This window comes from Xanthomonas populi (assembly GCF_002940065.1).
Taxonomy (GTDB): domain Bacteria; phylum Pseudomonadota; class Gammaproteobacteria; order Xanthomonadales; family Xanthomonadaceae; genus Xanthomonas; species Xanthomonas populi.
In genome coordinates, this window is the sequence record NZ_MDEJ01000026.1 from 1 (window position 1) to 25,095 (window position 25,095).

General features: G+C 63.7%; 21 protein-coding genes and 4 pseudogenes. 23 read left to right on the forward strand and 2 right to left on the reverse strand.

Going from position 1 to position 25,095, the window contains the following annotated elements:
• Positions 1–80: 80 nt before the first annotated feature.
• The 8 genes and pseudogenes from XpopCFBP1817_RS06200 (at position 81) to gnd (ending at position 8,593) form a co-directional block, all read left to right on the forward strand.
• Positions 81–1,112, forward strand: a complete 1,032-nt coding sequence (locus tag XpopCFBP1817_RS06200) for a bifunctional nicotinamide-nucleotide adenylyltransferase/Nudix hydroxylase (protein WP_128416453.1) — start codon at positions 81–83, stop codon at positions 1,110–1,112.
• A gap of 127 nt (positions 1,113–1,239) precedes the next feature.
• Complete coding sequence (locus XpopCFBP1817_RS06205) at positions 1,240–2,643, forward strand: nicotinate phosphoribosyltransferase (protein WP_128416454.1); 1,404 nt, start codon at positions 1,240–1,242, stop codon at positions 2,641–2,643.
• Positions 2,644–2,665: 22 nt separating this feature from the next.
• Positions 2,666–3,735, forward strand: a pseudogene (locus tag XpopCFBP1817_RS06210) (hypothetical protein).
• Between the two features lie 25 nt (positions 3,736–3,760).
• A pseudogene (locus XpopCFBP1817_RS06215) lies at positions 3,761–4,822 on the forward strand (DNA methyltransferase).
• 74 nt (positions 4,823–4,896) lie between these two features.
• Positions 4,897–5,598 carry a DUF2242 domain-containing protein gene (locus XpopCFBP1817_RS06220; RefSeq protein WP_167393845.1) on the forward strand — a complete coding sequence of 234 codons (702 nt, stop codon included), beginning with the start codon at positions 4,897–4,899 and terminating at the stop codon, positions 5,596–5,598.
• Positions 5,599–5,722: 124 nt separating this feature from the next.
• Positions 5,723–6,103, forward strand: coding sequence for a glycine zipper 2TM domain-containing protein (locus tag XpopCFBP1817_RS06225; RefSeq protein WP_128416456.1), 381 nt, complete (start codon positions 5,723–5,725; stop codon positions 6,101–6,103).
• Between the two features lie 226 nt (positions 6,104–6,329).
• Positions 6,330–7,631, forward strand: coding sequence for a hypothetical protein (locus tag XpopCFBP1817_RS06230; protein WP_425479070.1), 1,302 nt, complete (start codon positions 6,330–6,332; stop codon positions 7,629–7,631).
• A 20-nt stretch (positions 7,632–7,651) separates the two neighbouring features.
• The gene (gene gnd, locus XpopCFBP1817_RS06235; protein WP_128416457.1) at positions 7,652–8,593 is read left to right on the forward strand and encodes a phosphogluconate dehydrogenase (NAD(+)-dependent, decarboxylating); all 942 of its coding nucleotides are present in this window, start codon (positions 7,652–7,654) and stop codon (positions 8,591–8,593) included.
• A 191-nt stretch (positions 8,594–8,784) separates the two neighbouring features.
• Here gnd and XpopCFBP1817_RS06240 read toward each other — a convergent pair.
• Positions 8,785–9,704: pseudogene (locus XpopCFBP1817_RS06240) on the reverse strand (oxidoreductase).
• A gap of 297 nt (positions 9,705–10,001) precedes the next feature.
• Between XpopCFBP1817_RS06240 and XpopCFBP1817_RS06245 the strand changes: the two are divergent.
• The 5 genes from XpopCFBP1817_RS06245 (at position 10,002) to folK (ending at position 15,023) form a co-directional block, all read left to right on the forward strand.
• Complete coding sequence (locus XpopCFBP1817_RS06245) at positions 10,002–10,373, forward strand: BON domain-containing protein (protein ID WP_167393846.1); 372 nt, start codon at positions 10,002–10,004, stop codon at positions 10,371–10,373.
• Positions 10,374–10,659: 286 nt separating this feature from the next.
• Complete coding sequence (locus tag XpopCFBP1817_RS06250; protein ID WP_128416459.1) at positions 10,660–12,471, forward strand: sensor histidine kinase; 1,812 nt, start codon at positions 10,660–10,662, stop codon at positions 12,469–12,471.
• Positions 12,468–12,908, forward strand: a complete 441-nt coding sequence (locus tag XpopCFBP1817_RS06255; protein ID WP_128416460.1) for a response regulator — start codon at positions 12,468–12,470, stop codon at positions 12,906–12,908. The genes XpopCFBP1817_RS06250 and XpopCFBP1817_RS06255 overlap by 4 nt, the downstream gene beginning before the upstream one ends.
• 3 nt (positions 12,909–12,911) lie before the next feature.
• A complete protein-coding gene (locus XpopCFBP1817_RS06260; RefSeq protein WP_128416461.1) occupies positions 12,912–14,414 on the forward strand; it encodes an ATP-binding response regulator in 1,503 nt (500 codons plus the stop codon).
• A 93-nt stretch (positions 14,415–14,507) separates the two neighbouring features.
• Complete coding sequence (gene folK, locus XpopCFBP1817_RS06265) at positions 14,508–15,023, forward strand: 2-amino-4-hydroxy-6-hydroxymethyldihydropteridine diphosphokinase (protein WP_128416462.1); 516 nt, start codon at positions 14,508–14,510, stop codon at positions 15,021–15,023.
• A gap of 217 nt (positions 15,024–15,240) precedes the next feature.
• Here the strand turns inward: folK and XpopCFBP1817_RS06270 are convergent, their stop codons facing one another.
• On the reverse strand, positions 15,241–15,978 hold the full coding sequence (locus XpopCFBP1817_RS06270) for a pteridine reductase (RefSeq protein WP_128416463.1): 738 nt from the start codon (positions 15,976–15,978) through the stop codon (positions 15,241–15,243).
• Between XpopCFBP1817_RS06270 and XpopCFBP1817_RS06275 the strand changes: the two genes are divergently transcribed.
• The 10 genes and pseudogenes from XpopCFBP1817_RS06275 (at position 15,977) to nagA (ending at position 24,702) form a co-directional block, all read left to right on the forward strand.
• Positions 15,977–17,230 (forward strand): class I SAM-dependent methyltransferase, encoded by a 1,254-nt coding sequence (locus XpopCFBP1817_RS06275; protein WP_208619558.1) that lies wholly within the window; start codon positions 15,977–15,979, stop codon positions 17,228–17,230. The genes XpopCFBP1817_RS06270 and XpopCFBP1817_RS06275 overlap by 2 nt on opposite strands.
• Entirely contained in the window at positions 17,218–17,631 is a 414-nt protein-coding gene (locus XpopCFBP1817_RS06280; RefSeq protein ID WP_128416465.1) for a VanZ family protein, read from the forward strand. The genes XpopCFBP1817_RS06275 and XpopCFBP1817_RS06280 overlap by 13 nt, the downstream gene beginning before the upstream one ends.
• 352 nt (positions 17,632–17,983) lie before the next feature.
• Positions 17,984–18,308: pseudogene (locus tag XpopCFBP1817_RS06290) on the forward strand (type II secretion system protein N); the annotation flags it as partial.
• A gap of 88 nt (positions 18,309–18,396) precedes the next feature.
• On the forward strand, positions 18,397–18,726 hold the full coding sequence (locus XpopCFBP1817_RS06295; RefSeq protein ID WP_128416466.1) for a type II toxin-antitoxin system TacA family antitoxin: 330 nt from the start codon (positions 18,397–18,399) through the stop codon (positions 18,724–18,726).
• Positions 18,674–19,222 (forward strand): hypothetical protein, encoded by a 549-nt coding sequence (locus XpopCFBP1817_RS06300; RefSeq protein ID WP_128416467.1) that lies wholly within the window; start codon positions 18,674–18,676, stop codon positions 19,220–19,222. Before XpopCFBP1817_RS06295 ends, XpopCFBP1817_RS06300 begins: the two co-directional genes overlap by 53 nt.
• A gap of 134 nt (positions 19,223–19,356) precedes the next feature.
• Positions 19,357–20,079: a GntR family transcriptional regulator gene (locus XpopCFBP1817_RS06305; RefSeq protein WP_208619559.1), complete on the forward strand. Its 723-nt coding sequence runs from the start codon at positions 19,357–19,359 to the stop codon at positions 20,077–20,079.
• Between the two features lie 46 nt (positions 20,080–20,125).
• Positions 20,126–21,403, forward strand: a complete 1,278-nt coding sequence (locus XpopCFBP1817_RS06310; RefSeq protein WP_128416469.1) for a sugar MFS transporter — start codon at positions 20,126–20,128, stop codon at positions 21,401–21,403.
• A 40-nt stretch (positions 21,404–21,443) separates the two neighbouring features.
• Positions 21,444–22,511 (forward strand): LacI family DNA-binding transcriptional regulator, encoded by a 1,068-nt coding sequence (locus tag XpopCFBP1817_RS06315; RefSeq protein WP_128416470.1) that lies wholly within the window; start codon positions 21,444–21,446, stop codon positions 22,509–22,511.
• Positions 22,512–22,516: 5 nt separating this feature from the next.
• Entirely contained in the window at positions 22,517–23,545 is a 1,029-nt protein-coding gene (locus XpopCFBP1817_RS06320; protein ID WP_128416471.1) for an SIS domain-containing protein, read from the forward strand.
• A gap of 2 nt (positions 23,546–23,547) precedes the next feature.
• On the forward strand, positions 23,548–24,702 hold the full coding sequence (nagA, locus tag XpopCFBP1817_RS06325; RefSeq protein ID WP_128416472.1) for an N-acetylglucosamine-6-phosphate deacetylase: 1,155 nt from the start codon (positions 23,548–23,550) through the stop codon (positions 24,700–24,702).
• Positions 24,703–25,095 lie beyond the last annotated feature (393 nt).

The following is a 25,095-nucleotide window of genomic DNA, read 5'->3' on the forward strand; positions in this document are numbered from 1 at the left end:
GCTGATCATGTCTGTCGTTCTCCGCTGGCAGGGCGTCAAGTCAATGATGGCAGATTGCTGGGGTTTTTAGAGGCTCCTTCGTGTTTATCGGGCGTTTTGAGCCCTTTCATAACGGCCACGCCGCCGTAGCCAGCCACGCGCTGGGCAAGGCGAACAAGCTGATCGTGCTGATCGGCTCGGCCGACGCGCCGTGTACAATTCGCAACCCATGGACCGTCGCCGAACGCGCGGTGATGATCGATTCTGCGTTGCCGGGCGAGAGTGCGCGGTTGATCGTGCGACCGCTGCGCGATCATCTCTATAACGAAAGTCTGTGGATAGCCGACGTACAGCGCCAGGTGGCCGAGGCCGTGCAGGCCGATGGCGGCGCGCTCGGTGCACGCATCGGTTTGATCGGCATGAATAAAGACGCCAGCAGCTATTACTTGCGTGAGTTTCCGCAGTGGCCGCTGGAAGACGTGCAACGCACTGTCACGTTGTCGGCCGCCGAGTTGCGCCGCTATCTGTTCGAGGCTGGCGAAATCGGTTTCCACGGCGGCTTGCTGATGCTGCGCGGCAATGTGCCGGGGCCGGTGTACGACATGCTGGAAGCGTTCCGGCGCAACTCCCCGAGCTATGCGCAGCTGGTGGCCGAATACCGTTTCATCGCGCAGTACCGCGCCGCGTGGAAAGACGCGCCGTATGCGCCGACCTTCGTCACCACCGATGCGGTGGTGGTGCATTCGGGCCATGTGTTGCTGGTGCGTCGTCGCGCCGAGCCGGGCAAGGGTTTGTGGGCGTTGCCAGGTGGTTTCATCGGTCAGGACGAGGGTTTGCTGGATGGCTGCCTGCGCGAGCTGCGCGAAGAAACCCGACTCAAGGTGCCGGTGCCTGTGCTCAAGGGTTCATTACGCGGCCGTCAGGTGTTCGATCACCCCGAGCGCAGCCTGCGTGGACGCACTATTACCCATGCATTCCATTTTGAATTTCCGGCCGGTGAGTTGCCTGCAGTACGCGGTGGCGACGACGTCGACAAGGCGCGCTGGATTCCGATCGCCGAAGTCATGGCGATGGGGCCGAGTCTGTACGAAGATCATCTGCATATTCTTGAATTTTTCCTGGGTCGTGGCTGACAGCGGCAACAACCACTGCGTGCCGCTGCTAACTATCAAGCAACTGCTCGCAACGTTGTTTGCTTGAACTACGACCTCCCGCCGGCGGACAGACCGCTGGTTCATTCGACGCGAAGGAGCTTCCGTCATGCATTATCTGGATAACCTGCTGCTCAACACCGATAGCTACAAAGCCAGCCACTGGCTGCAATATCCGCCCGGTACCGATGCGGCGTTTTTCTATGTGGAATCGCGTGGTGGCGTGTACGATCAGACCGTGTTTTTCGGCCTGCAGTCGATCCTGAAAGAAGCGATCAACCGGCCGGTCACGCATGCCGACATCGACGATGCGAAGGAATTATTGGCCGCGCATGGCGAGCCGTTCAACGAGGCCGGCTGGCGCGATATTGTCGACCGTCTTGGTGGGCAACTGCCGATCCGGATCCGCGCCGTGCCCGAAGGCGCAGTGGTGCCAACACATAACGTGTTGATGACGATCGATTCCACCGACACCAAGGCATTCTGGGTGCCGTCGTATCTGGAAACGCTGCTGCTGCGCGTGTGGTATCCGGTGACGGTGGCCACGGTGAGCTGGCAGGTCAAGCAGGTCGTGCGCGATTACCTGCAGCGCACCAGCGACGATCCAGAAGCGCAGTTGCCGTTTAAAGTGCATGACTTCGGTGCGCGTGGTGTGTCCAGTCTCGGCTCGGCCGCGCTCGGTGGTGCGGCGCATCTGGTGAACTTCCTCGGCACCGATACCTTGTCGGCGTTGTTGCTGGCGCGTGCGCATTACCACACACCGGTAGCCGGCTATTCGATTCCCGCCGCCGAGCACAGCACCATCACCAGTTGGGGACGCGAGCGCGAGGTGGATGCGTATCGCAACATGCTGACCCAGTTTGCGCGCCCTGGCTCATTGGTCGCAGTGGTGTCGGACAGCTACGACATCTATCACGCGATTGGCGAGCATTGGGGTGCCACGTTGCGCGATGAAGTGATCGCCTCCGGTGCGACGGTGGTGATCCGCCCGGATTCGGGCGACCCGGTGGATGTGGTTGAGCAATGCCTGGTGCTGCTGGATGAAGCCTTTGGTCATCAGGTCAACAGCAAGGGTTACAAGGTGCTCAACCATGTGCGGGTAATCCAGGGCGATGGCATCAATCCACAGTCACTGCGCGCGATTCTCGAACGCATCACGGCTGCCGGGTATGCCGCCGACAACGTCGCCTTCGGCATGGGCGGTGCGCTATTGCAAAAGGTGGACCGCGATACGCAGAAGTTCGCGTTGAAGTGCTCGGCGGTGCGCGTGGATGGGCAATGGATCGATGTCTACAAGGACCCGATCACCGACAAGGGCAAGCAGAGCAAGCGTGGTCGGCTAACACTGCTGCGCGACCGTGGCGATGGCAGTTATCGCAGTGCATTTCTGGACGAGGTCGCCACGCATGCCGACAGCGAAAATGCGCTGGTGACGGTGTGGGAAAACGGCGTTATGCAGCAGGAGTGGACGTTGGAGCAGGTGCGCGCGCGTGCCGACGCCGCACGTCGTTGACGTTGACCACGCAGGCATCGCCATGCACGCCGCCATCGACGACGCGTCGTTGCTGTCTGCATCGCCGCTGTTGGCGGGGTTACGCGCTGCCGCGCCCTGCCTGCGGCGGCGCGTGCCGCAGCAGAGCGAGAGCAGCCGATGGCATGCACGGCGCACCGGCGCGCGCGCGTACCTGGCAGCGTTGCCGATCACCTTTACCCCGTATGCGTCGGTGCGGCCGGTTTCGGCGCGGTGCGGGTTCTGTTGGTAAAAATCTTCGCTAACACAGTGGTGTCCTGGCGGCAGCGATGTTGCGGCCAGGGCCGGACTACTTTCGCGCAGTTGAGCACTGCGTTGCAGCTGCTGAACGACGGACTGTTGTCGTATTCGTTGCCCGGCCTGGGAATGACCGACGATCCAGACTGATTGCAGACCTTGCTGCCACCTTGGCGACAACACCCAACGGACCACGTATCGAACAGCGCGTGTTTTACAGCAATTTTGTCGGCTTTGCGCCCGCGCAGGCTGCGCAGTTGATCGATGCCTTGGGCGACTTCGGCTTGTGGTGGATCGAGCTGTCGCGTCACCACCCGCTGCAGGCGGGCAACGACGCGATCATGCGCTTTCGTCCCGATGCGCGGATCGCTGATGCGGCCACCTTCGCGCACACGGCACAACGTATCGCAGCACGCCCGCCGGTGCGGCTGGTCTGCATCGTGCAACGCGGTGGTGTGGACAATGCCGATGCCGTTGCGCAGTACATCGCATGGGCACGTAGCTGTGCCGCCCACGCAGGTTGTTTTTCGTGAGCTGTCGCGTCTGGATGCCGCGTATCGCAGCAATGGCACCTGGCGCTCTATCGCGCAGCACCGCATCGAGATGGAAACCTTGTTGGCGCACTGCATGCAGCAGCCGTGGTGGTCGCATTGGCAAGCGGACCGCAGGACCGAAGGCGATGAGTGATGGAATCTGCGCATGCGCAGCGAAGACGGCCCGGAAGTAGTGTTCGAAAGTGCCGACTACGCGGCCATGCACGCGCCGCATGCCACCGGCGATCTCGACAAGCTGGTGTTCTTCGCCAACGGTCGCCTGTGTGCTGGCTGTGACCCGTAGGCCGACGTGCTGTGGGAGCCGGCCGATGGATGAACTCGATCGACACAGTTGGTGGACGCCGACGCCGGACCACCCCGCCTAGCACTCCCGACGACCTGCGCGCAGCCGATCCGCTTGGCGGGCGCGACTGGGGCTGGGTCAATCAGATGCGCCCGTTCGTGCTGCATTTCAGCGTGCCAGGCGCGCAGGTATTCGATCCATTCTGCGGTTTCGGTAGCACGCTGCTTGCTGCGGCGCTGGAAGGGCGCACAGCGCACGGCATGGAGATCGATACCGCACGTGCGCAACTTGCGCGCACGCGCTTGCAACGACATGGTGTAGAAGCGCCGGTCGTGGTCGGCATGCTGGCCGACACCGCGCCCGCTGCGGCCATCGATCTGTGTCTGACCAACGTGCTGTCTTTCGGTTGCCACTGGCGCGGTGAAGCGCTGCCCGGGCAGCTGTATGCCAGTGCCGATTACGCTGGCTATCTGTCCGGCATGCGCGCGGTATTACATGGCTGCGAAAGCGGAGACGGTCGGACGGCTTCGGCGTGGCAATGGTGGAAAACGTCGTTGTCGGTGGGCGCATGATTCCGCAGGTGTGGGATCTGTGGCGGATACTCGCCAGCCTGTTCACCCTGCGCGAGGAGCCGGTGCTGTGCTACCAGCGACCAGGCGCGGCGCTGGTGCATGCAAGCACGCAGAGCAGTCGCAGCCTCGAGTACGCGCTCATCTTTCAGCACTGCCGTATGCAGCTGGACCTGCAGCAGGCGGCGCAGTTGTCGCAGGCGTTGCGGGCGTAAGGCCTGCCGGTGGTGGTGCATGGCAGCTACGCGCGCTGGCTGGAATCGCCGGAGCGGGTGCCGGAGGGTCCGGCGGATCTGGATTTGACGCTGCAAGCCGAGCAGTCACTGTGGGACCGCTTCACGGCTTGGCTGCAGGCGCAAGGTTTTGCGCTGAGCCTGTGGGGCGAGCCGTGCCGGGTGCCGGTTGCGCTGTCAGTGGAGCGCGCGTATCACTAGTTGCGCGCCGAACGCATCGGCGCAGACGGCAGCCGCCTGCAGCTGGACCTGCAATTGCCAGCGGATGAACTGCTGTTGCCCTGATCCGGCAACGCCACGCCACGCGCACATGGGTTGCGGCTATGCTCGTTGCCGGTTTTGGATGCCGGAAATTTTCTATGTCTTGTTCTTCCCTGATCGCGCGCGGTGCGCTGCTTGGCGCGCTGGCAACTCTGGCTGGCTGCGGTGGCAGCAAGGGCGACACGATGCTGATGCGCGAGTCGTTCAATTCCGACGATACCTATTCGCGCAGTGTGGCGGCCACCTCGGTGCAAGCCTGCGAGGCGGCGCGGCGCGTGCTGTTGAGCCAGGGCTACGCGGTCACGCGTGCGGATGCCGCAGGCGTAGAGGGTAGCAAGAACTTCCAGCTCAAGGAGGCCGACCAGAGCGAGCAGCTCAATCTGCGCATTTCCTGCGCCACGCAGGATGGCGGCAAGGCGCAGGTGTTCGTGAGCGCGCTGCAGGATCGTTACGCGTTGAAGAAGAGCTCTACCTCGGCCAGCGTCGGTGTCGGCGTGTTAGGGTCGTTGTCGCTGCCGGTCGGCAGCACGGGCGACTCGCTGGTACGCGTGTCCACCACCACCGTGCAGGACGCGGCCTTCTACAAGCGTTTCTTCGAGCGCTTGAACTCGTATCTGCCCAATGTGACCCAGACTGCGCCTGCCGCTGCGGGCGCGGCCACTGCGCCTGCAGTGCCGGCGGCTGCCTCAGCGTCTTCTTCCATAACGGTCGAGCCGCCGCCGGTTGCCCCGCTACCGGTCGAGGCCCAGGATCCGGCACCTGCACCGGCACAGCAGACCGAGCCCGCCACGCAGCCGTGACCGCGCAGTTCACGCCCCGCTCCAAAACCTGAATAGCCGTTGCGCGCTTCACGTTGCGTTATCGACCAGCTGGTGAAAGTGGCAGCATGACTCGCCGAGTGGGCGGGAACGACGGAGACCGACGATGAAGATGCGCAATCCCCTGCTGGGTACGTTCCTGATCTGCCTGATGGCAACGAGCACTTTTTCCCAGGCGCAGAACCACTCGCATCAGCAGCGTTACACGGAGGCAGACGAAGGCCGCAAGTTTAACGACGGCACACGCGTTCGCTGCCGCAATGTCGAAGTTCAGAAAAATGCGACCGACCCGAATCGCATCGCCGGCACCGTTGCAGGCGCGGCGATCGGCGGTCTGTTGGGCAACCAGGTCGGTGGCGGCAACGGTAAAAAAGCAGCGACCGTGCTTGGCGCGGTGGCCGGGGGCGTTGCGGGTCGCACCATCCAGGGCAACCGTCAGCAAGTCAACGGCAACCGTCAGGTCGAGCGCGTCTGCGAACGGCGTTGAGTCCGATGTACTGAATCTACGAGCCCCGGTCATGCCGGGGTTTTTTTGCTCAAGGGTGCAGCGCAATGCTGTCGATCCAGACCACATCGCATCAATGAGTTTTTTTTGCATTTTCCGCAGCCAGAGGGTTGCTTTGCCGACGCGCTCTCGGCGTGCAGACGCAGTGCGTATAGCCGTTGTGCATGCGGCCGAAACGCAGACGCCGCGACGCCGTGCTGGCCCGCTGGTGTGCGCAACCGCCTTGTTGGCGGTGCAAGTGCTGCAAGTCGCAGTCGCTGCACCAAGTGAGGCTGCAAACGCTGCGCCTGTGGACTGCGTCGAAGCATTGCTGCGGCGCCTGGGCTGGGATATCCGTAGCGCTGCAGTTACTGCGCCGGTGATCCAACGCGGCGAACCATGTACGCGTGGCTCGCTCGCGCAGGCGCGCGCCGCCGGCGATCTGCAGCTGACGCTTCCGGCAAATTCGAACGCGCAACAGCGCGGCGCATCGCTCAAGGCCTTGTTGGACGATTCCGCCACGCAGTGCGCCTATGCGTTCGAAGTCGGTGCGGCCACGCGGCGTGCAGTAACGCAGTTGCAAGACAATCCACACTATCGGTTTTCGGCGGTGCAACTGGGGTGGATCGGATTCGGCTGGCGCGGTGCAGCGGCGCAGGGCTGGAGCGGCTTTCGCAGTTTCGGGCGTGGCTATCAACCGCGCGGCAGCAATGCGCAGGCCTTGGAGGCGTTCTATCGCGGACAGGTGCGTTCCGAATGCGGGGTGGGGCGGCAGGTGGCGCAGCTGGCCACGCAGCGCGAGCTCTACGGCGATGCCGGATTCGATCAGGTGTTCACTTCAGGCGAGTTGTCGATCGGCACGTTTTTGACCCTGCATAACACCGACAGCATTTTGCTGGGTGCGCATGCGGGCGAGTTTTTTACCGACGGCAAGGCAGTCAAGACGGCGCAACTGGGGCGACAAGCGTTCGTCGGCGCGCCGGGGTTTATCGCGCATGTGTTCGATAAGTCCTATCTGGACGACATCCATAACCAGGCCGAAAATTTCGTGGTGGCGGATGTCAGCGATGCGGCAGCGCAGGCGTTGGCGCAGCATGGCGGCTTTGCGCATTACGACGCGCTCAACCGGCAGATCTGGGAACTGGCCAAGGACCTGCGCGGGCCGGGCAAGCGCCGCTTCGAGCGTTTGCTCTATGAGCGCGATGCGCAGTTGCGCGCTACGTTCAATGCGCAACAGCAAGCGCAGCTACAGACGCTGCAAACGCTGCTGGACGATCCGTTCTATCGAGGCTTTCTGGTGTACGTGCATCCCAAGGGCGTCAAGCCGATCGGGTATCACGTGGCGCGCCTGCTCGACCGTAATCCGCGCACGCCGTATGCCATCGACCTCACCTTGCACAATCTGCGCAGCACCTTGTACTGGCGATGGATCGATTGGCAGCTGCAACAGTGCGGCGCCGGCATTGCTGCGGAGCGATCCATGGAGAATTCCGCCACGCTGGCGTATGCCCGGCATGGCACCCCGCACTGATCAGAGCATGAGGAGCGATTATGGAACTGGGTATGGTGGGTTTAGGTCGCATGGGCGCCAACATGGCCGAGCGTTTGGTAAACGGTGGGCATCGTGTGCATGGCTACGATCCAGGCGAAGGCGCGCGTCGCAGTGCGCAGGCCAAGGGTATTGTCACCGCCAATGCGCTGGCAGCGTTGGTGTCGGCGCTACCGAGCCCGCGGGTGCTGTGGTTGATGGTGCCTGCCGGCAAGATCGTCGATGACACCTTGGCGCAGCTGCTGCCGTTGTTGCAGGCCGGCGACATCGTCATCGATGGCGGCAATTCGTATTACAAAGATTCGCAACGCCGCGCCGCGCTGCTGCAGGCCAGCGGTGTTGCCTTTGTCGACTGCGGAACCAGCGGTGGCGTGTGGGGCCTGCAGGAAGGCTACAGCCTGATGTTGGGTGGCGACGAAGCAGCACTGACCACGCTGCATCCGGTGCTTGCCACGTTGGCGCCGGCAGCGGACAAGGGCTGGGGACGGGTTGGCCAGAGCGGTACCGGGCACTTCACCAAGATGGTCCACAACGGCATCGAGTACGGAATGATGCAGGCCTATGCCGAAGGCTTCGCGCTGATGCAGCACAAGGCCGATTTTGCGCTGGATCTGCATCAGGTCGCCGAGATCTGGCGTGATGGCAGCGTGGTGCGTTCGTGGTTGCTGGATCTCACCGCCGATGCACTGGCGCACAACCCGAGCATGGCCGGCATCGCGCCGTTCGTGGCCGATTCGGGCGAAGGCCGCTGGACGGTGGCCGAGGCGATCGATCTGGAAGTGTCGGCGCCGATCATCACCTTGTCGTTGATGGAGCGGCTGCGCTCGCGCGACAAGGATTCGTTCACCGACAAATTGCTGGCGGCGATGCGCAACCAGTTCGGTGGTCATGCGGTCAAAACCACGACAGAGGCAGCACCGACGATCGGCAGCAAGCACGCATAAGCTGTTGCGTTAAGTCCTGCGCGTCTGCACTGCGGGCGTGCAGTGACATGTTTGCTTCTACGGCTGCTGGCCAGCCGCTGACAACAGTGGTGCTGTTTGATCCGACGCCCGCGCGTGACGCTGCAAAATGTGAGCGAGCCACGCCAATGCCGGGCAGGGGGCTGGCGCCTGACCTGGCGCCCAGCCTCGAATCATCCGGGTGATGCCGCGCTCGCTCTATCCAGCCACTGCACCTGACCCGATGCAGCACTGCGTTGGGCCAGCTCCAGCAGTTCCATCACCTGCACCGCGTCTGCGCCACTGACCGGCGCCGGGCCGGTGCCGGCCACCGCATCGCGAAAGGCGGCGTAGCAGTGACGATAGTCGCCGGGCAGGGTGTCGAGTTGATGGGTATGTAAGCGGTCTTCTTCATCCACGCGGGTGACGGTGCCGGGGAGTGGGTCGACGCCCCAGCCGGCGGTGCCCGGGCGACGTCCGGCGCGCAACTGGTCTTCCTGCGTATCCAGCCCGTGCTTGAGATAACTGCCACGGGTGCCGTGCACTGCGAGCGCAGACTGCTGTCGGCCACCAACGAGCCGGCATGCAGCATGACGCGCAGGCGCGGGTAGCGCAGGGTCACATGGAAATAATCGTCGCTGCGTGCCTGGCTGCGTTGGCGCTGCAGATCCGCGCCGATTGCCTGCGGTGTGCCGAACAGGTGAAGCGCCTGATCTAGCAGATGCGGCCCCAGGTCGTACCACAGGCCGGCACCGGGGATGTCGCTCTCGCGCCAGCGTTCGCGCACTTGCGGCCGATAGCGGTCGAAGTGCGAATGGAACTCCACCACTTCGCCCAGTTGGCCTTCGTCGATCAACCGGCGCACGGTGAGAAAGTCCGCGTCCCAGCGGCGGTTCTGAAACACGCTGACAATGCGCCCGGCGGCTGCAGCGGCCTGCACCACTTCGCGCGCTTGTGCGGCATCCAGTGCGAACGGTTTGTCGACCAGTACGTGCTTGCCGGCTGCCAAGGCCTGCAAGGCAAATGGCGCATGGGTCTGGTTGGGTGTGGCCAGAACGACCGCATCGAGTGCAGGGTCGGCCAGTGCCGTCTCCAAATCGGCCAGCACAGCCACATCGGGGAAGTCGGCCTTGGCTTGTTGCGGTTTGGACTATACCACGCTGTGCAGCTGCAGGCCGGGTGTGCTGTCGATCAGCGGGGCGTGAAAGGTGCGGCCGACATAGCCATAGCCAACGACGGCGAGATTGAACGGTTTAGGCATTGAAAACGGTTCAGTGCAACGACTAGGAAGCGTGCATGGTATTGCAAACAGCGGTGTGCGCCAGGTTCACAACCTTTGCATCCTGCGGTCACACGTGCACGACGAACGCCACTGCAGACTTCGGCCACATTCACTGGAAAGGGTTATCGGATGAAGAACATGACGCATGTACGTAAGTTGCTGGCGCTGGCGTTGTCGCTCGGTCTGGCGCTGGGTGCCTCGCAGGTATTCGCGGCGCCGCAAGAGCACGCCGATCACACAGACCATGCGGCCAGCATGGACGAGTCCAAGAAGCCGATGACCGATACCTGGATCACCACCAAGGTGAAGGCCGATCTGCTGGCCACCGACAACGTATCGGGCACCGACGTGAAGGTCGAGACCAAGAACGGCATCGTCATGCTGACCGGCTCCGTTGCGACCAAGGCCGAGCACGACAAGGCCGTAGCCGTGGCCAAGGGCATCAAGGGCGTCAAGAGCGTCACGTCGGTTGGCCTGAAGGTCAGCCCTGCCAAGAAGTAATTATGGCAGCACCCTGCCTGGGGCTGCCGCGACGAGGCGGCTGGCCTGAGCACGAAGGCGCAATCTACGGAGTGCGCCTTTTTTATTGACGCGTAGCGGACGTGTTAGCCGACAGACGGCGGAGCGCTCTCGCCGTTTTCACATTGACTGCACTTATGCTATGCACATTCAGCTATGTCACGGGTCGGTGCGGCATGTCTGAACCATTCATGCCACCTCGGTTATGATCGGAGATAATACCGAGGCGTCTTCGGGGCCCTTGCAGCGAGCGGATACAGATCGAGTAATGCAGAAAACGGTCCGAGCAGAAAGATGGGATCGCTTGCGCCTTCCTTTGTTGGCAGTTGCGGTGTTCCTGATTGTGGTGGTGCCCTCGTTGCTGTTGCAGCGGATGGCGCGTAACGCCAATCAGGCCGCCGTGTGGGTCTCGCACAGCCAGCGCGTGCAGGAGACCGCGCAGCGCCTTGAAGCTGCCATGCGCGACACCGAATCGGCGGCACTGATGCGCTCGCACGGGGTGGTGCGGCCGGACCTGGTGGAGTGGATGCGGCGTGGCCGTAGCGAATCTCTGGCTGCGGTGCAGCAGCTGATAGTGTTGACCGAGGACAATCCTGCCCAGCAGGTGCGGATGGGGCGTATCCAGAGCACGATCGAACGGCGCCTGCTGCTGGCCGAGCGCATCGCCGTCACCACCGAGCCTGCGCAGATCCGTGCGCTGATCGACGACATGACCTTGAGCAACCCCATCCGCGTGCTGATCGATGAGTTGCAACGCGCCGAAAGCAAGTTGCTGGCGTTTCGCAGTGCGCGTGCCGATACCGAGCGCATGCATTACGCGACGTTGAGCTGGGCCACGTTGGCAGTGCAGTTGCTGCTGTTGGGTACGGTGATCTGGTTGCTGCAGCGGCAGACCCGTCGCCGCCTGGCGGCCGAGCAGGAATATCTGCGTGCCAACGGGCGCGCCGCCTCGGTGTTGCAGACCGTGCGCGAGCCGATCGTGTTGCTGGATACCAATCAGCGCATCGTGCTGCATAACCCGGCCTTCGCCGAGTTGTATGGCCTGGAAGCGCGCGGTAACGAATCCATGCCGCTGGAGGACGTGGGCGAAGGCGTGTGGCGCGATGCGCAGATTCATCAGCGGCTTGCCGACGTGCTGCTGCGCGACCGCGAATTGTGGGATTACGAACATGAGCAGCGCGCCGCCGATGGGGTGCTGCGCACCATGCTGATCAACGCGCGGCGCATGCCGTTGCCGGATACCAACGACGAAGAAGTGCTGCTGATGACGGTCAGCGACATCAGCCTGCAGAAAGCCTCGCAGCAGCGCATCCAGGAACTCAACCGGCAGATGGAAGGCAAGGTCGATCAAGTCTCCGAAGTCAACCGCGAGCTGGAAGCCTTCAGTTACTCGGTCTCGCACGATCTGCGCGCACCGTTACGGCATGTGGCCGGTTTTTCGGACAAGCTGGCGCGTCATCTGGGCGATGCGGCGGACGAAAAATCGCGTCACTACATGGAAGTGATCAGCAGCTCGGCGCGGCGCATGGCCTCGCTGATCGACGATCTGCTGGTGTATTCGCGCCTGGGCCGCAGTGCGCTGCGTCTGCAGGCGGTGGACATGCAATCGCTGGTGTCGGAGACGCGCGCGATTCTGGATTCCAACGTACAGAGCGAAAACACCGGCCATCGTGTGGACTGGCATATTGCGCCGCTGCCGGTGCTGGTGGCCGACGAAAACATGATGCGTCAGCTGTGGATGAACTTGCTGGGCAATGCGGTCAAATACAGCGCCAGGCGCGAGGTGGCCAAGATCGAAGTCAGCTACCGGCTGCTGCCGGACGGCGGCCATCAGTTCAGCGTGCGCGACAACGGCGCCGGTTTCGACATGGAATACAGTGCCAAGTTGTTCGGTGTGTTCCAGCGTCTGCACAAGGCCAGCGAATACGCCGGCACCGGGATTGGCTTGGCCAGCGTACGGCGTGTGTTGACGCGTCACGGTGGCCGGGTCTGGGCCGACGGCGTCGTCGACGAAGGCGCCACCTTTCATTTTGTGCTTCCCCCTGCGCATGAAGCGCCCAACCAAGAGCTCAACGTATGACCGCCATCCGTACCATTCTTCTGGCAGAAGACAGCCCAGCCGATGCGGAGATGGCGGTTGACGCCCTGCGCGAAGCCCGTCTGGCCAACCCGATCGTGCACGTGGAAGACGGCGTGGAAACCATGGACTACCTGCTGCGCCGTGGCGCGTTCGCCGACCGCGAGGAAGGCCTGCCGGCGGTGTTGCTGCTGGACATCAAGATGCCGCGGCTGGATGGCCTGGAAGTGCTCAAACAGGTGCGTAGCGATGAGACACTCAAGCGGCTGCCGATTGTGATCCTGTCGTCCTCGCGCGAAGAGAGCGACCTGGCCCGCAGCTGGGACCTGGGCGTGAATGCCTATGTGGTCAAGCCGGTGGATGTGGATCAGTTCTTCAATGCAGTCAAGACGCTCGGCACGTTCTGGGCGGTCATCAATCAGGGGCCGGAGCTGGACTGAACCATGCTGCATGAGGGGGGCAAACTGAAGCAGCTGAAGATCCTTCTGGTGGAAGACTCACCGGAAGATGCCGAGCTGTTGTCCGATCAGCTGCTGGATGCCGGCATCGATGCGGCGTTCGAGCGCGTGGACAGCGAGCGCTCGCTGCGCAGCGCGCTGGACCGATTCCAGCCGGACATCGTGCTGTCGGATCTGAGCATGCCCGGTTTTTCCGGCTATCAGGCATTGCGTCTGGTGCGTCACAACGGCGCAACGCCCTTCATCTTCGTCTCCGGCACCATGGGTGAAGAGACTGCGGTCAAGGCGCTGCAGGACGGCGCCAACGACTACATCATCAAGCACAACCCGACCCGCTTGCCGAGCGCGGTGATGCGTGCGATCCGCGAAGCGCGTGCCGATCTGGAACGTCAGCGCGTGGAGAGCGAGCTGATGCGCGCGCAGCGGCTGGAAAGCCTGGCGATGCTGGCGGCCGGGCTGAGTCACGATCTGCGCAACATCCTGCAGCCGTTGCTGATCGTGCCCGACCTGCTGGCCGGGCGCACCGACGACCCGCAGCTGCGTCAGCTGGCCAATGTGGTCGCCGAGTGCGGCCGGCGTGGGCATGAGATGGCCGAGTCGATGCTGTCGTTCGTACGCGGCTCCAACAAGCCACGCGAGCAGGTGTCCATCGCCAATTTGTTCCAGGGCGTGCAACTGCTGCTCAAGAGCAGCCTGCCCGATGGCGTGCGGCTGCAGATGGACACGATCGCCCTGGATCTGACCATCGAAGCCAACTACACCGAATTGCAGCAGTGCCTGCTCAACCTGGGGTTGAATGCGATCCAGGCGATGCCTGCGGGCGGCATGTTGATCCTGTCAGCCGATCGCCACGACGATGCGCGCGTGCGCATGAGCGTGGCCGATACCGGCGTGGGCATGAGCGATGACACGCGTGCACGGTTGTTCAGTCCTTTCTTCACCACCAAGGCCGATGGCACCGGGCTGGGGCTGATTTCGTGCAAGCGCATCATCGAAAGCTACGGCGGCAGCATCGTGGTCGACAGCCGGCTGGGCGAGGGCACACGCTTCGACATGCTGGTGCCGATGCGCTCGGCCTCGGCGGCGGTTGCCGACACCGAGCCGCCGCTGCCGCTCGGCCACGGGCAGCACATCCTGCTGGTGGACGGCGAAGCCACGCGCTTATCGCTGCTGGGCAATGCGCTGTCCAGCCAGGGCTATCAGCCGCAGCTGGCCACCGATGGCGCGGCCGCGCTGCAACTGGTGCAGCAACACGCCATGCCGGATCTGGTGATCATCGACAGCGACATCATCCTGCTCTCGGCGGTCAGCGTGTTGCTGAGCATGCAGGACCTGGGCTACCAGGGCCCGGCGATCGTGCTGGAAGACGTCGGTAAGCCGCTGCAACGGGTCCACCTTCCGCCCGAGATTCCGGTGCACGTGCTGCGCAAACCGCTGGAAATGCGCCGGGTGTTCCGTGCGGTGTCGCACGCGCTCGAAATGGACTGATCCAAGGGTTTTCACGCGTTGCAGGCGTGCGTGTTCAAGTGCGCCGCGATTGCAACAGTTGACGCCCGTGCCGGCCGCATGCGCGAATAACGTATGACCACCGTGCTTCTCAGCCTCGGCAGCAACGTCCAGTCGACCCACTACCTGCGCTTGGCCGTCGATGCCTTGCGCGTGCGCTTTGGCCAACTTGTGGTCTCCCCGGCGTACCGCACGCCGGCGGTGGGCTTCGACGGGCCGGACTTCGTCAACAACGCGGTGGTGCTGGAGACCGATCTGGATCTGCATGCGCTCGATCATTGGCTGCATGCGCTGGAAGATGCGCACGGCCGCGATCGCAGCGGCCCGCGGTTCAGCGACCGCACCCTGGATGTGGATGTGGTGTTCTTCGGCGATTGCATCATCGAAGGCCCCGGGTATCTGCGCATCCCGCGGCCGGAGCTCAAGCATGCGTTCGTGTTGAAACCGCTGGCCGATATCGCGCCCGATTTCATCGACCCGTTGAGCGGACAGACGCTGACGGCGCTGTGGCAGGCGCATCCGCAGTACGGCACTGCGTTTACGACGATGGAGCTGGATGCGGCCCCCGCAGCGGCGGATGTGGCGCCGTAGCGCAGCGCTGTAGTTGGCCACTGAGTAGCTGACAACGCTTTGCGAGCCGTCGTCGGTAGGCGCGGAGGAACCGGAGTGTACGAACGCTACATAGGATTCAGAGCACCGGTCGCGTCCGCCTGGCGGCCGCGAAGTAGGTTTGTCAGTTGTTCTTACACGCTGCGCATGCGTACCGACAGTGCGCGGCTGGCGGCGAGCTTGGCCGTTGGATAGCCATTTAACTGAGCTGGCGGCCACCGTCTACGTGCAAGGTGTGGCCGGTGACGAAGCTGGCTTCGTCCAGTAGCCAGCGCACCGCTTCGGCAATTTCCTGGGGAGTTCCAATACGCGCCAGCGGCGTGCGTGCGAGCAGGGCCTGCTTGGCATCGGAAGACTTGCCTTCTTCCGGCCACAGAATCGCACCAGGCGCGACCGCATTGACGCGCACATCCGGTGCCAGTTCCAGCGCAAGCGAGCGGGTCAGCATTTCCATCGCGCTTTTGGACGCGCCGTACAGCGCGTGATTGCGCATCGGCTGCTGCGTATGCAGGTCGGTGAGATTGACGATAGCGCCGCGGTGCTGGCGCAGTTGTGCGGCTGCAGCCTGAGCAATAAAGAACGGCGCACGCGCGTTGACCGCGAACAACTCGTCCCACTGCGCCGCTGTCGCCTTGCCCAGTGCGGTGGAATAAAACGCGGAGGCGTTATTGACCACGCCATCCAGACGGCCGAATGCGGCGATGCAGTCGTCCACCAATTGCGCTGGCGCCTCCGGCAAGCGCAGATCGGCGTGCAAGGCTAACGCGCTGCCCGCACGTTGCGCACAGAGCTCGACCACGCGCGCGCTGAGTGCATCGCCGGAGCGGTGCGCATGCAAGGCCACGCGATGGCCGGCCGCATGCAGCGTGGTGGCGATCTGCGCGCCGATGCGGTGGCCTGCGCCGTTGATCAGGACCACCTTGTGACTGTCTGTCATGGCGTACTCGCTCGGCGTTGCAAAGGGCTCGGCTATTCTGTGCATTGTCCCCGCAACCGGTGCCCGCATGCACGCCGACTTTCCTACTCCCGATTCGGACGCACTGGCGCACAGCGATCGGCTGGCGGCGCATGTGCGCGCCGAAATCGCCGCTGCCGGTGGTGCGATCCCGTTCTCGCGTTTCATGGAGCTGGCGCTGTATGCGCCGGGTCTGGGCTATTACAGCGCTGGCTCCAGCAAGTTCGGCGAGGCCGGCGATTTCGTCACCTCACCGGAGCTTGGGCCGTTGTTTGCGGCGACCGTGTCCGGTGCGCTGGCGCCGGTGCTGCAGCAACTGGGCCCGAGCGCACGCGTGCTGGAAGTGGGCGGTGGCAGCGGCGCATTTGCCGAAGTCACGCTCAAGCGCCTGCTCGAGCTGGATGCGCTGCCCGAGCGTTATGCGATTCTGGAGCCCAGTGCGGACTTGCGCGAACGTCAGCGCGAGCGGTTGGGGCGCACCCTGATTCCGCCGGTGTTCGATCTGGTCGAGTGGCTGGATGCACCGTTTCCGGACGATTGGGAAGGCGTGCTGTTCGCCAACGAAGTGATCGATGCATTACCCACGCCGCGCTTCGCGCTGCGCGATGGCGAGGTGTATGAGGAAACCGTGGTGCTGGATGCGCAGCAGCAGTTCGCGCGTGGCGAGCAGCCGGCCGATGCGTTGCTGGGTGCAGCGGTGCGTCATCTGGAGCGCTATCTGCAGCAGCCGTTCGCCGATGGGTATCGCTCGGAATTGTTGCCGCACCTGCCGTACTGGATTCAGGCGGTGGCCGGTGGTCTGAAGCGCGGGGCGCTGTTGTTCGTCGATTACGGTTATCCGCGTGGCGAGTTCTATCGTGCGCAGCGCGAAGACGGCACCTTGCGTGCGTTCTACCGTCATCGCATGCATGAGGATCTGTATCGCTGGCCGGGCCTTCAGGATCTGACCGCGTCGGTAGACTTCACCGCATTGGCCGAGGCAGGCACCGGTGCCGGATTCGAGTTGGCCGGTTACTGCACGCAATCGAGTTTTCTGCTCGGCAATGGCCTGGATGCGCTGCTGGCGCAGGCCGATACGCGCACCGACGAAGTGGGGCGCATGCGCTTGCGCGAGCAGATCAAACGATTGACCTTGCCCAGCGAAATGGGCGAGCGCTTTCAGGTGATGGGCTTCGCACGCGATGTCGATTTTGCGCCGGCATTTCTGGCGGGCGATCTCACGTGGCGGCTGTGACGCCTGCGCTGCGCCCGTTCCATCGGCCGCGGGTGTGGGTGGGCTTGTGGATCGCCGCAATTCTCGTGGTGATTGCTGTGTGCCTGGGGCCGCCGCCTGAGTTTCCGGAACTACCGTCCAATAGCGATAAGGCCGAGCACTTTTTGACGTTCGCGCTGCTGTGCTGGGGCGCGGTGCAGTTGTTCGCCACGCGTCGCGCGCTGCTGTTTGCGACGTTTGGATTGGTGCTACTGGGCATCGCTATCGAGATTGCGCAGGGTGCACTGACCACCAATCGCAGCGCGGATCCTTATGACGCGTTGGCCGATACCTTGGGCATCCTCGCCGGGTTGCTTCTGGCGTGGACGCCGCTGCGGTTGGTGATGTTGCGGGTGGATAAGCGCGTGTTCGGGCCGCGCTGAGTGTTCTGCTTTTTTTGAGCGGTTAGCAGACGTAGCGTGCAGGGCTGCGAGTTCGCTGCAGGACCCTTTGCCCGCCCACCCTCGCAGGACACGCCGCAAGGACGTCCCTGGAGGCTCTTGTTCGGCATCCATGCCGCGTAAGGTCCCGCGACGGTGAGCGGGCAAGGACCGGACCGGTCAAGATGGTCGGTGTGCATGGTTTTCAACAACACAACCTACAGGCTTACTGGTGCGGTGTCCTCGCCGATTGCGGGACCCTTGGCGGCATGGATGCCGCCAAAGAGCCTGCATGGAAGGAATCACGGGAGCCTGCACAGTGACGCGCACGCGTTGGATCCTGGTATTTCTGCTGATGCTGCTTGTTGGCTTGGCTGCCACTGCGCCTGGTGCTGCCACGCGAGGGTCTGCCATTCTCGGTGCTTGAGGTCGATGGGCCGGTGTGGGCGGGCATGTTGCGGCAGGTGCAATGGCAAGGCAGTGCGTTTGGCGATGTCACGGTGCGACCGCGGGCATGGGCGTTGTTGCCTGGCGAGCGCCAAGTGCACTTGCAGACCACGCAGCTGCAAGTGCTGCTGGTGGATGGCACCCAACACGGCATTGGCGATGCGCAGGGGCAGCTGTTGTTGCGCCAGCCTGCGGGCATGGCGTTGATCGATCTGGCGTTGGAGCGACAGCAGAAGGCACGCCCGTGCACGGTCACTTCGGGCCTTGATTCGGCCTGCCAACGCACGCTTAAGGTCATGCAAATCCACCTGTGGAGTACTTATGCACGCGACCAGTCATGATCGGGGGCGCATCACCGCCCGGGTCACCGCATACGCGCAGCAAGCCATCGAACAAGCGGCAGCGATGACTGCGACGACGACCAATCAATTCGTCGCTCAAGCCGCGCTGCGCGAGGCAGAACGCATTATCGAGGAGCATTCGATGCTCCAACTGAGCAAGCAGTACGCCGAGCAGTTCCTGCAAGCCTTGGACAACCCTCCGCCTGTGCCTGAGCGTCTGGCTGCCTCTATCGAACTTCATCTACAGGCGCGCAGATATGACGCTGGAAGTCGACATGGTTCCGTTCGATGGACGCCTGAATCGCGCTGATTTCGATTGCGGCGTCGATGAGCTCAATGGCTGGTTGAGACACACCGCCAGTCAGCTTGAAAAGCGTTGCATCTGCCGGGTATTTCTCGCAATTCCCAAGGCGCAGAGTCTGCTCGCCTGGCATGCCGCCGGATTCACTACGCTCCAGGCATCCACCATTCTCGGGTTCTACGCGCGCTCCGCTGCGCAGTTGCCGCTGGAGCATTTGCCTGCCAATTCCGGGCTGCCTCGCCGCGTTCCCGCTGCACGGATGGGGCGACCGGCGGTGGATCTGCGTGTGCACTGCCTGGGGTTTGGCGACCTGCTGCTGAGCAACGCGATCGTGCGCACTGCAGAGGCCGGCGCAAGCATTGGCGTCAGTGGTCTGTTCGTTGACGCCAAAGACCTCAAGGCGGCTGCCTTCTATCAGAAGTACGGTTTTCAACCCGGCGTGGATCGGCCACTCAGACTCTGGCTCAACCTGGCCAGCATCGTCGCGATGCTCGGCGCGCCTTGACGCACAACGGCGCACACCACCAGATGCGCGCCGGCCAAATTGGTACTATATTGGACGTAATGAATCCAAGTCGGTCCGGAGGACAAGCAATGGCCAAACCCAAGGCGGCACCCCGGAACGACACCGATCCCAGGGTGGACGATCTGGCGTTGGACGCGTCCGCGCCGACTCCGCTGTATCTGCAACTGGCAGGCAAGCTCACCGATGCCATCCGCGGCGGTCAGTGGAGGGCCGGCGAAGCGCTGCCGGCCGAGCGCCAACTGTGCGAGCGGCTGCAGATTTCGCGGGTGACCCTGCGCCAGGCGGTGGACGTACTGGTCGAACAAGGTCTGGTCTCGCGCCGTCAGGGCGCCGGCACCTTCGTCACCGCGCAGATCCAGCATCAACTCAGCGGCCTGACCAGTTTCAGCGAGACGCTGCGCATCAAGGGCTACGAGCCGGGCACGCGCTGGCTGGAGCGGCGGCTGCGTCCGGCGCATGGCGAAGAAATCCTGCGGCTTGGCTTATCGCCGGATGCGGCAGTGGTCTCGCTGACGCGGCTGCGCAGCGCCGACGACCGCGTCATGGCCTACGAGCATGCGGTGCTGCCGCAATGCATCGTCGCCGCCCCGCAGCAGATCGGCGACTCGCTCTATAGCTATCTGGATGCGCAAGGCACACCGGTGGTGCGCGCGCTGCAGTATTTCCGCGCGATCAATCTGCCCGCGCGGCTGGCCGAACACCTGCGCATGAAAACCGGCGAGGCGATCCTGCACGTGGTGCGCGTGGGCTACGCCCGCGACGGCAGCGCAATCGAATTGACCGACACCTATTGCCACAACGATTTCTACGATTTCGTCGCCGAACTGCGCCGTTGATGCCGCCCGGCGTCCCCCAACGACAACCTTCAGAGCCAGCCGATCCATGACTACTGCCAGGCCCGCAAATCCCGTTGTCTCGATCGCCATTGTCGGCGTGCTGTTTTTCATCATCGGCTTTTTCACCTGGATCAACGGGCCGCTGATCATCTTCGTGCGGCTGGCGTTCGACCTCAACGAGGTCAATGCGTTTCTGGTGTTGATGGTGTTCTACCTGTCGTATTTCTTTCTGGCGCTGCCATCGTCGTGGATTCTCAAGCGCACCGGTATGAAGAAAGGCCTGGCGCTGAGTCTGGTGGTGATGGCGGTGGGTGCGGCCGGCTTCGGCCAGTTCGCCACCCAGCGCTGGTATCCAGGCGCACTGGCTGGCTTGTTCGTCATCGGTAGCGGCCTGGCGCTGCTGCAGACCGGGATCAATCCGTACATCAGCATCCTCGGGCCGATCGAGAGCGCGGCCCGGCGTATCGCGCTGATGGGCATCTGCAACAAGATCGCCGGCATCCTGGCGCCGATCCTGATCGGCTCGCTGGTGCTGCACGGTATCGGCGACCTGTCCGCACAGGTGGCCACTGCCAATGCGGCGACCAAGCTGCAGTTGCTCAATGCCTTCGCCGCCAAGATCCATGCGCCGTATCTGGTGATGTCCGGTGTGCTGCTGTTGCTGGCGGTCGGTGTGCTGTTTTCGCCGTTGCCGGAGCTCAAGGCCTCCGAGGCCAACGCCACGCCCGGCGGTGCTGCCGGCTTGCAGAAATCCAGCATCTTGCAGTTTCCGCACCTGTGGCTGGGCGTGTTGTGCCTGTTCGTCTACGTAGGCGTGGAAGTGATGGCCGGCGACGCGATCGGCACCTACGGCCACGGGTTCGATCTGCCGTTGGACAGCACCAAGCTGTTCACCTCTTACACGCTCGGTGCGATGCTGCTGGGCTATATCGCCGGCCTGGCGCTGATTCCGCGGGTGATTTCGCAAGCGCGCTACCTGAGCGTCTCGGCGGTGCTAGGTGTGCTGTTCTCGCTCGGTGCATTGCTCACCCATGGCTATGTCTCGGTGGGCTTCGTCGCCGCGCTCGGTTTTGCCAACGCGATGATGTGGCCGGCGATCTTTCCGCTCGCCATTCGCGGGCTTGGCCGCTTCACCGAAATCGGCTCGGCATTGCTGGTCATGGGCATTGCCGGCGGCGCCATCATTCCGCAGGCGTTCGCCATTCTCAAACAGCATTACGACTTCCAGGTGGTCTTCGCTGCACTGATGGTGCCGTGCTATCTGTACATCCTGTTCTATTCGCTGCGTGGTCATCGCGTGGGCCTGCCGGCCCAGGCCAAGTGAACCAGGCAGCATGATGCGTTCCGACGAACAAGGTACACCCATGCGCAGGCCCACCATCAAAGATGTCGCCGAACGCGCCAAGGTCTCGTTGAAGACCGTGTCGCGGGTAATCAACAACGAGCCCTCGGTGATGCAGGCCACGCGTGCGCGCGTGCTGCGCGCCATCGCCGATCTCGACTACGAACCCGATCCGTCCGCACGCAATCTGCGTAGCGGCACGCCGTTCGTGATCGGTCTGGTGTACGACAATCCCAACCCGTATCACATCATCGGCATCCAGAATGGCGTGCTGGCCGCGTGCCGCGAAACCGGCTTCGGTCTGCAGATCCATCCCTGCGATTCCACCTCGCCGCTGCTGGCCGAAGAATTGGCCGAATGGGTGCAACGCTCGCGCCTAGCCGGCGTGGTGTTGACCGCGCCGATGTCCGAGCGCCCGGAGTTGTTGGCCGGCCTTGCTGCGCGCGGCATCAAGAATGTGCGCATCATCGCCGCCACCGACGACCCTGGCGATGGCCCGTGCGTGTATATCGACGACCGCGCTGCGGCGTACGAGATCACCGAGCATCTGGTGCAGTTGGGCCATCAGCGCATCGGTTTTTTGTGGGGCGGCCCGCAGCATCGCTCCAGTGGCGAGCGCTATGCCGGTTACGAAGCCGCGTTGAAGGATTACGGCATCACCCTGGACAAGCACCTGGTGATTCCCGGCGACTACACCTTCGACGATGGATTCCGCGGTGCGCGCAGGCTGCTGTCGCTGCGCGAACCGCCCACCGCCATCTTCGGCAGCAACGACGAGATCGCCGCCGGCGTACTGGCGGCGGCCAAGTCCACCGGCATGAACGTGCCGTATCAACTCTCGATCGCCGGCTTCGAAGACAGCCCGTTTTCGCGCCAGTCGTGGCCGGCATTGACCACCGCCAAGCAGGCCACCGACGACATCGCGCGGCATGCCGCACGCTTGTTGATCAGCCAGCTGCGCAGCGATGCCTACGACGATCAGCCCGCGCAATTACAGAACCGCGGCTTCGTGCCGCAACTGGTCGTGCGCGGTTCCACTGCACCGGCGCAACCGCCGGCCGCCAGATCCCCCCCCACCGAATCCGCCTGAGCCCGATGAGCCTTCCCCTCGAAACCGATACCTTGATGTTCCGCGAAGCGGCGCAAACCGCCGACGTGGTCGCTGCGCAGTTTGCCCGCAACGCCGACACCGTCGCCGCACTCGCGCAGTCGCTGCGCGACACGCCGCCACCGTTCGTGGTGACCTGCGCGCGCGGCAGTTCCGATCACGCAGCAACCTATGCCAAGTATCTGTTCGAAACGCAGCTTGGCATCGTGACTGCTTCCGCATCGCCGTCGGTAGGTTCGGTCTACGCAGCGCCGCTGCAACTGCGCGGCGCGTTGTACATCGTGATTTCGCAATCGGGCAAGAGCCCGGATCTGCTACGCAATGCTGAAGCCGCAAAAGCCGCTGGCGCGCGCGTGGTCGCCCTGGTCAACGTGGAAGATTCGCCGCTGGCGCAGTTGGCCGAGGTGGTGATTCCGCTGGGCGCAGGCTCTGAAAAAAGCGTGGCCGCCACCAAAAGCTATCTCGCCTCGCTCGCCGCATTGCTGCACCTGGGTGCGGTGTGGAAGAACGACCCGGCGCTGCTCGCCGCAGTGGATGCATTGCCGCAGCAGTTGCGCAACGCCTGGCAGGCCGATTGGTCCGCACTTACCGCCGGGTTAGTGCCCGCGCATAACCTGTTCGTGCTCGGTCGCGGCCTGGGCCTGGGCGCGGCGCAGGAAGCGGCATTGAAGTTCAAGGAAACCTGCGGCCTGCACGCCGAAGCGTATAGCTCGGCCGAGGTCAAACACGGCCCGATGGCATTGGTGGGCCGGGGCTTCCCGGTGCTGGTGTTTGCGCAGCCGGATGAAACCGGTGCCGGCACGCGTGCGCTCGCCGCCGAATTCCGCGCGCGTGGTGCGCAGGTGTGGCTGGCTGCGCCCGATGGCGATCTGCCGCTTGCCGATGCCGCACATCCGGCCAGCGCACCGCTGCTGACCGTGCAAAGCTTTTATCGCGCCATCAATGCGCTCGCATTGCAGCGTGGCCACAACCCCGACTTGCCGCCGCATTTGAACAAGGTGACGGAAACGGTTTGAACATGGATGCTTCCCTGATTCAAGCGCTGTGCAATGCGCGCGTGCTCACCGACGACGGCGTGCAGCAGGGTCTGGTCGTGTTGCTGGTCGGCACGCAGATTCTGGCGATCGTGCCGGCCGACGACGCGCGCGTGGCGCAAGCGCATACGCGCGTGGATCTGGGCGGCGCCACCTTGTTGCCGGGCTTTATCGACATCCAGGTCAATGGCGGTGGCGGCGTGTTGTTCAACAACGCGCGCGACCCGCAAGCCTTGGCCACGATTGCCGCGGCGCATCGCCGCTTCGGCACCACCGGCCTGTTGCCCACGCTGATCAGCGACACCGCTGAGGTGATGGCCGAAGCCATCGCAGCCACGCGCCAGGCGATCGTGCAGGGCGTGCCCGGCGTGCTCGGTATCCATCTGGAAGGCCCGTACCTGAGCCCGGCCCGCAAGGGCACCCACGACGCGCACAAGTTCCGCCTGCCGGACGCGCACGAGATTGCGGTGGATACCTCGCTGGACAACGGCGTCACCTTGATCACGCTCGCGCCCGAGCGCGTGCCCTTGGACGACATCCGCGCCTTCGTCGCCGGCGGCGCGATCGTGTTCGCCGGCCACACTGCAGCAACGTACGAGCAGGCGCACGCTGGCATCGCTGCCGGCGTCAGCGGCTTTACCCATCTGTACAACGCGATGTCGCAATTGACCGGGCGCGAGCCCAGCGCCGTGGGCGCCGCGTTGGAAGCCCCAGGCGTGTGGTGCGGCATCATCGTCGATGGCGTGCACGTGCATCCGGCCAGCCTGCGCGTGGCCTTGGCCGCCAAGCCGCGCGGCAAGATGTTGCTGGTCACCGACGCCATGCCGATGGTCGGTGCCGACAGCCCCAGCTTTGATTTGTACGGCGAAACCATCACCGCCGTGGGCGGGGTGGTGCGCAATGCTGACGGCGCGCTGGCCGGCTCCGCGCTGGACATGGCAACGGCCGTGCGCAATAGCGTGCAATGGCTGGGAGTGGACCTGGCCCAAGCCGCCCGCATGGCATCGACGTACCCTGCGCAATGCATCGGCCTGGGCGAACGCCTGGGTCGGATTGCGCCGGGGTATCAAGCCGATCTGGTGCTGGTGGATGCGGACATTCAAGTGCTTGCAACCTGGGTGGCCGGGCAGCGCGAGTAAGCGTATCGCTCAGCCGAATACGCTCTCGCCGAACCGGAGCGATGACCGCGCGACGCGGTGTGTGCTACCCGGCCACTGCGTTTGTTGCGCGCGATCTGCAGCCACGTTGCCACGAGTTGCCAAGTCCGGCGGGTTGGATGTCGCAGCCCGCACACGGCCTTGCAGCGCATGCAATGGACGCTAAAGTTGCGCCTGACCTCAGGTTGCGACGAGTGACGGATGAAAAACGCACGGATGCGATGGTGGCTGGTGCTGAGTCTGTTGTGCAGCGTGCATGCGATGGCAGCGATTCCAAACTGGTACGCGGCTGCCGGTGGTACTGATGACCAACTGACTGCGGTGCAAGGCGACGTGCAGTCTGGTGAAGGTGCGCAATTGCGTCTGGCCGCAGTT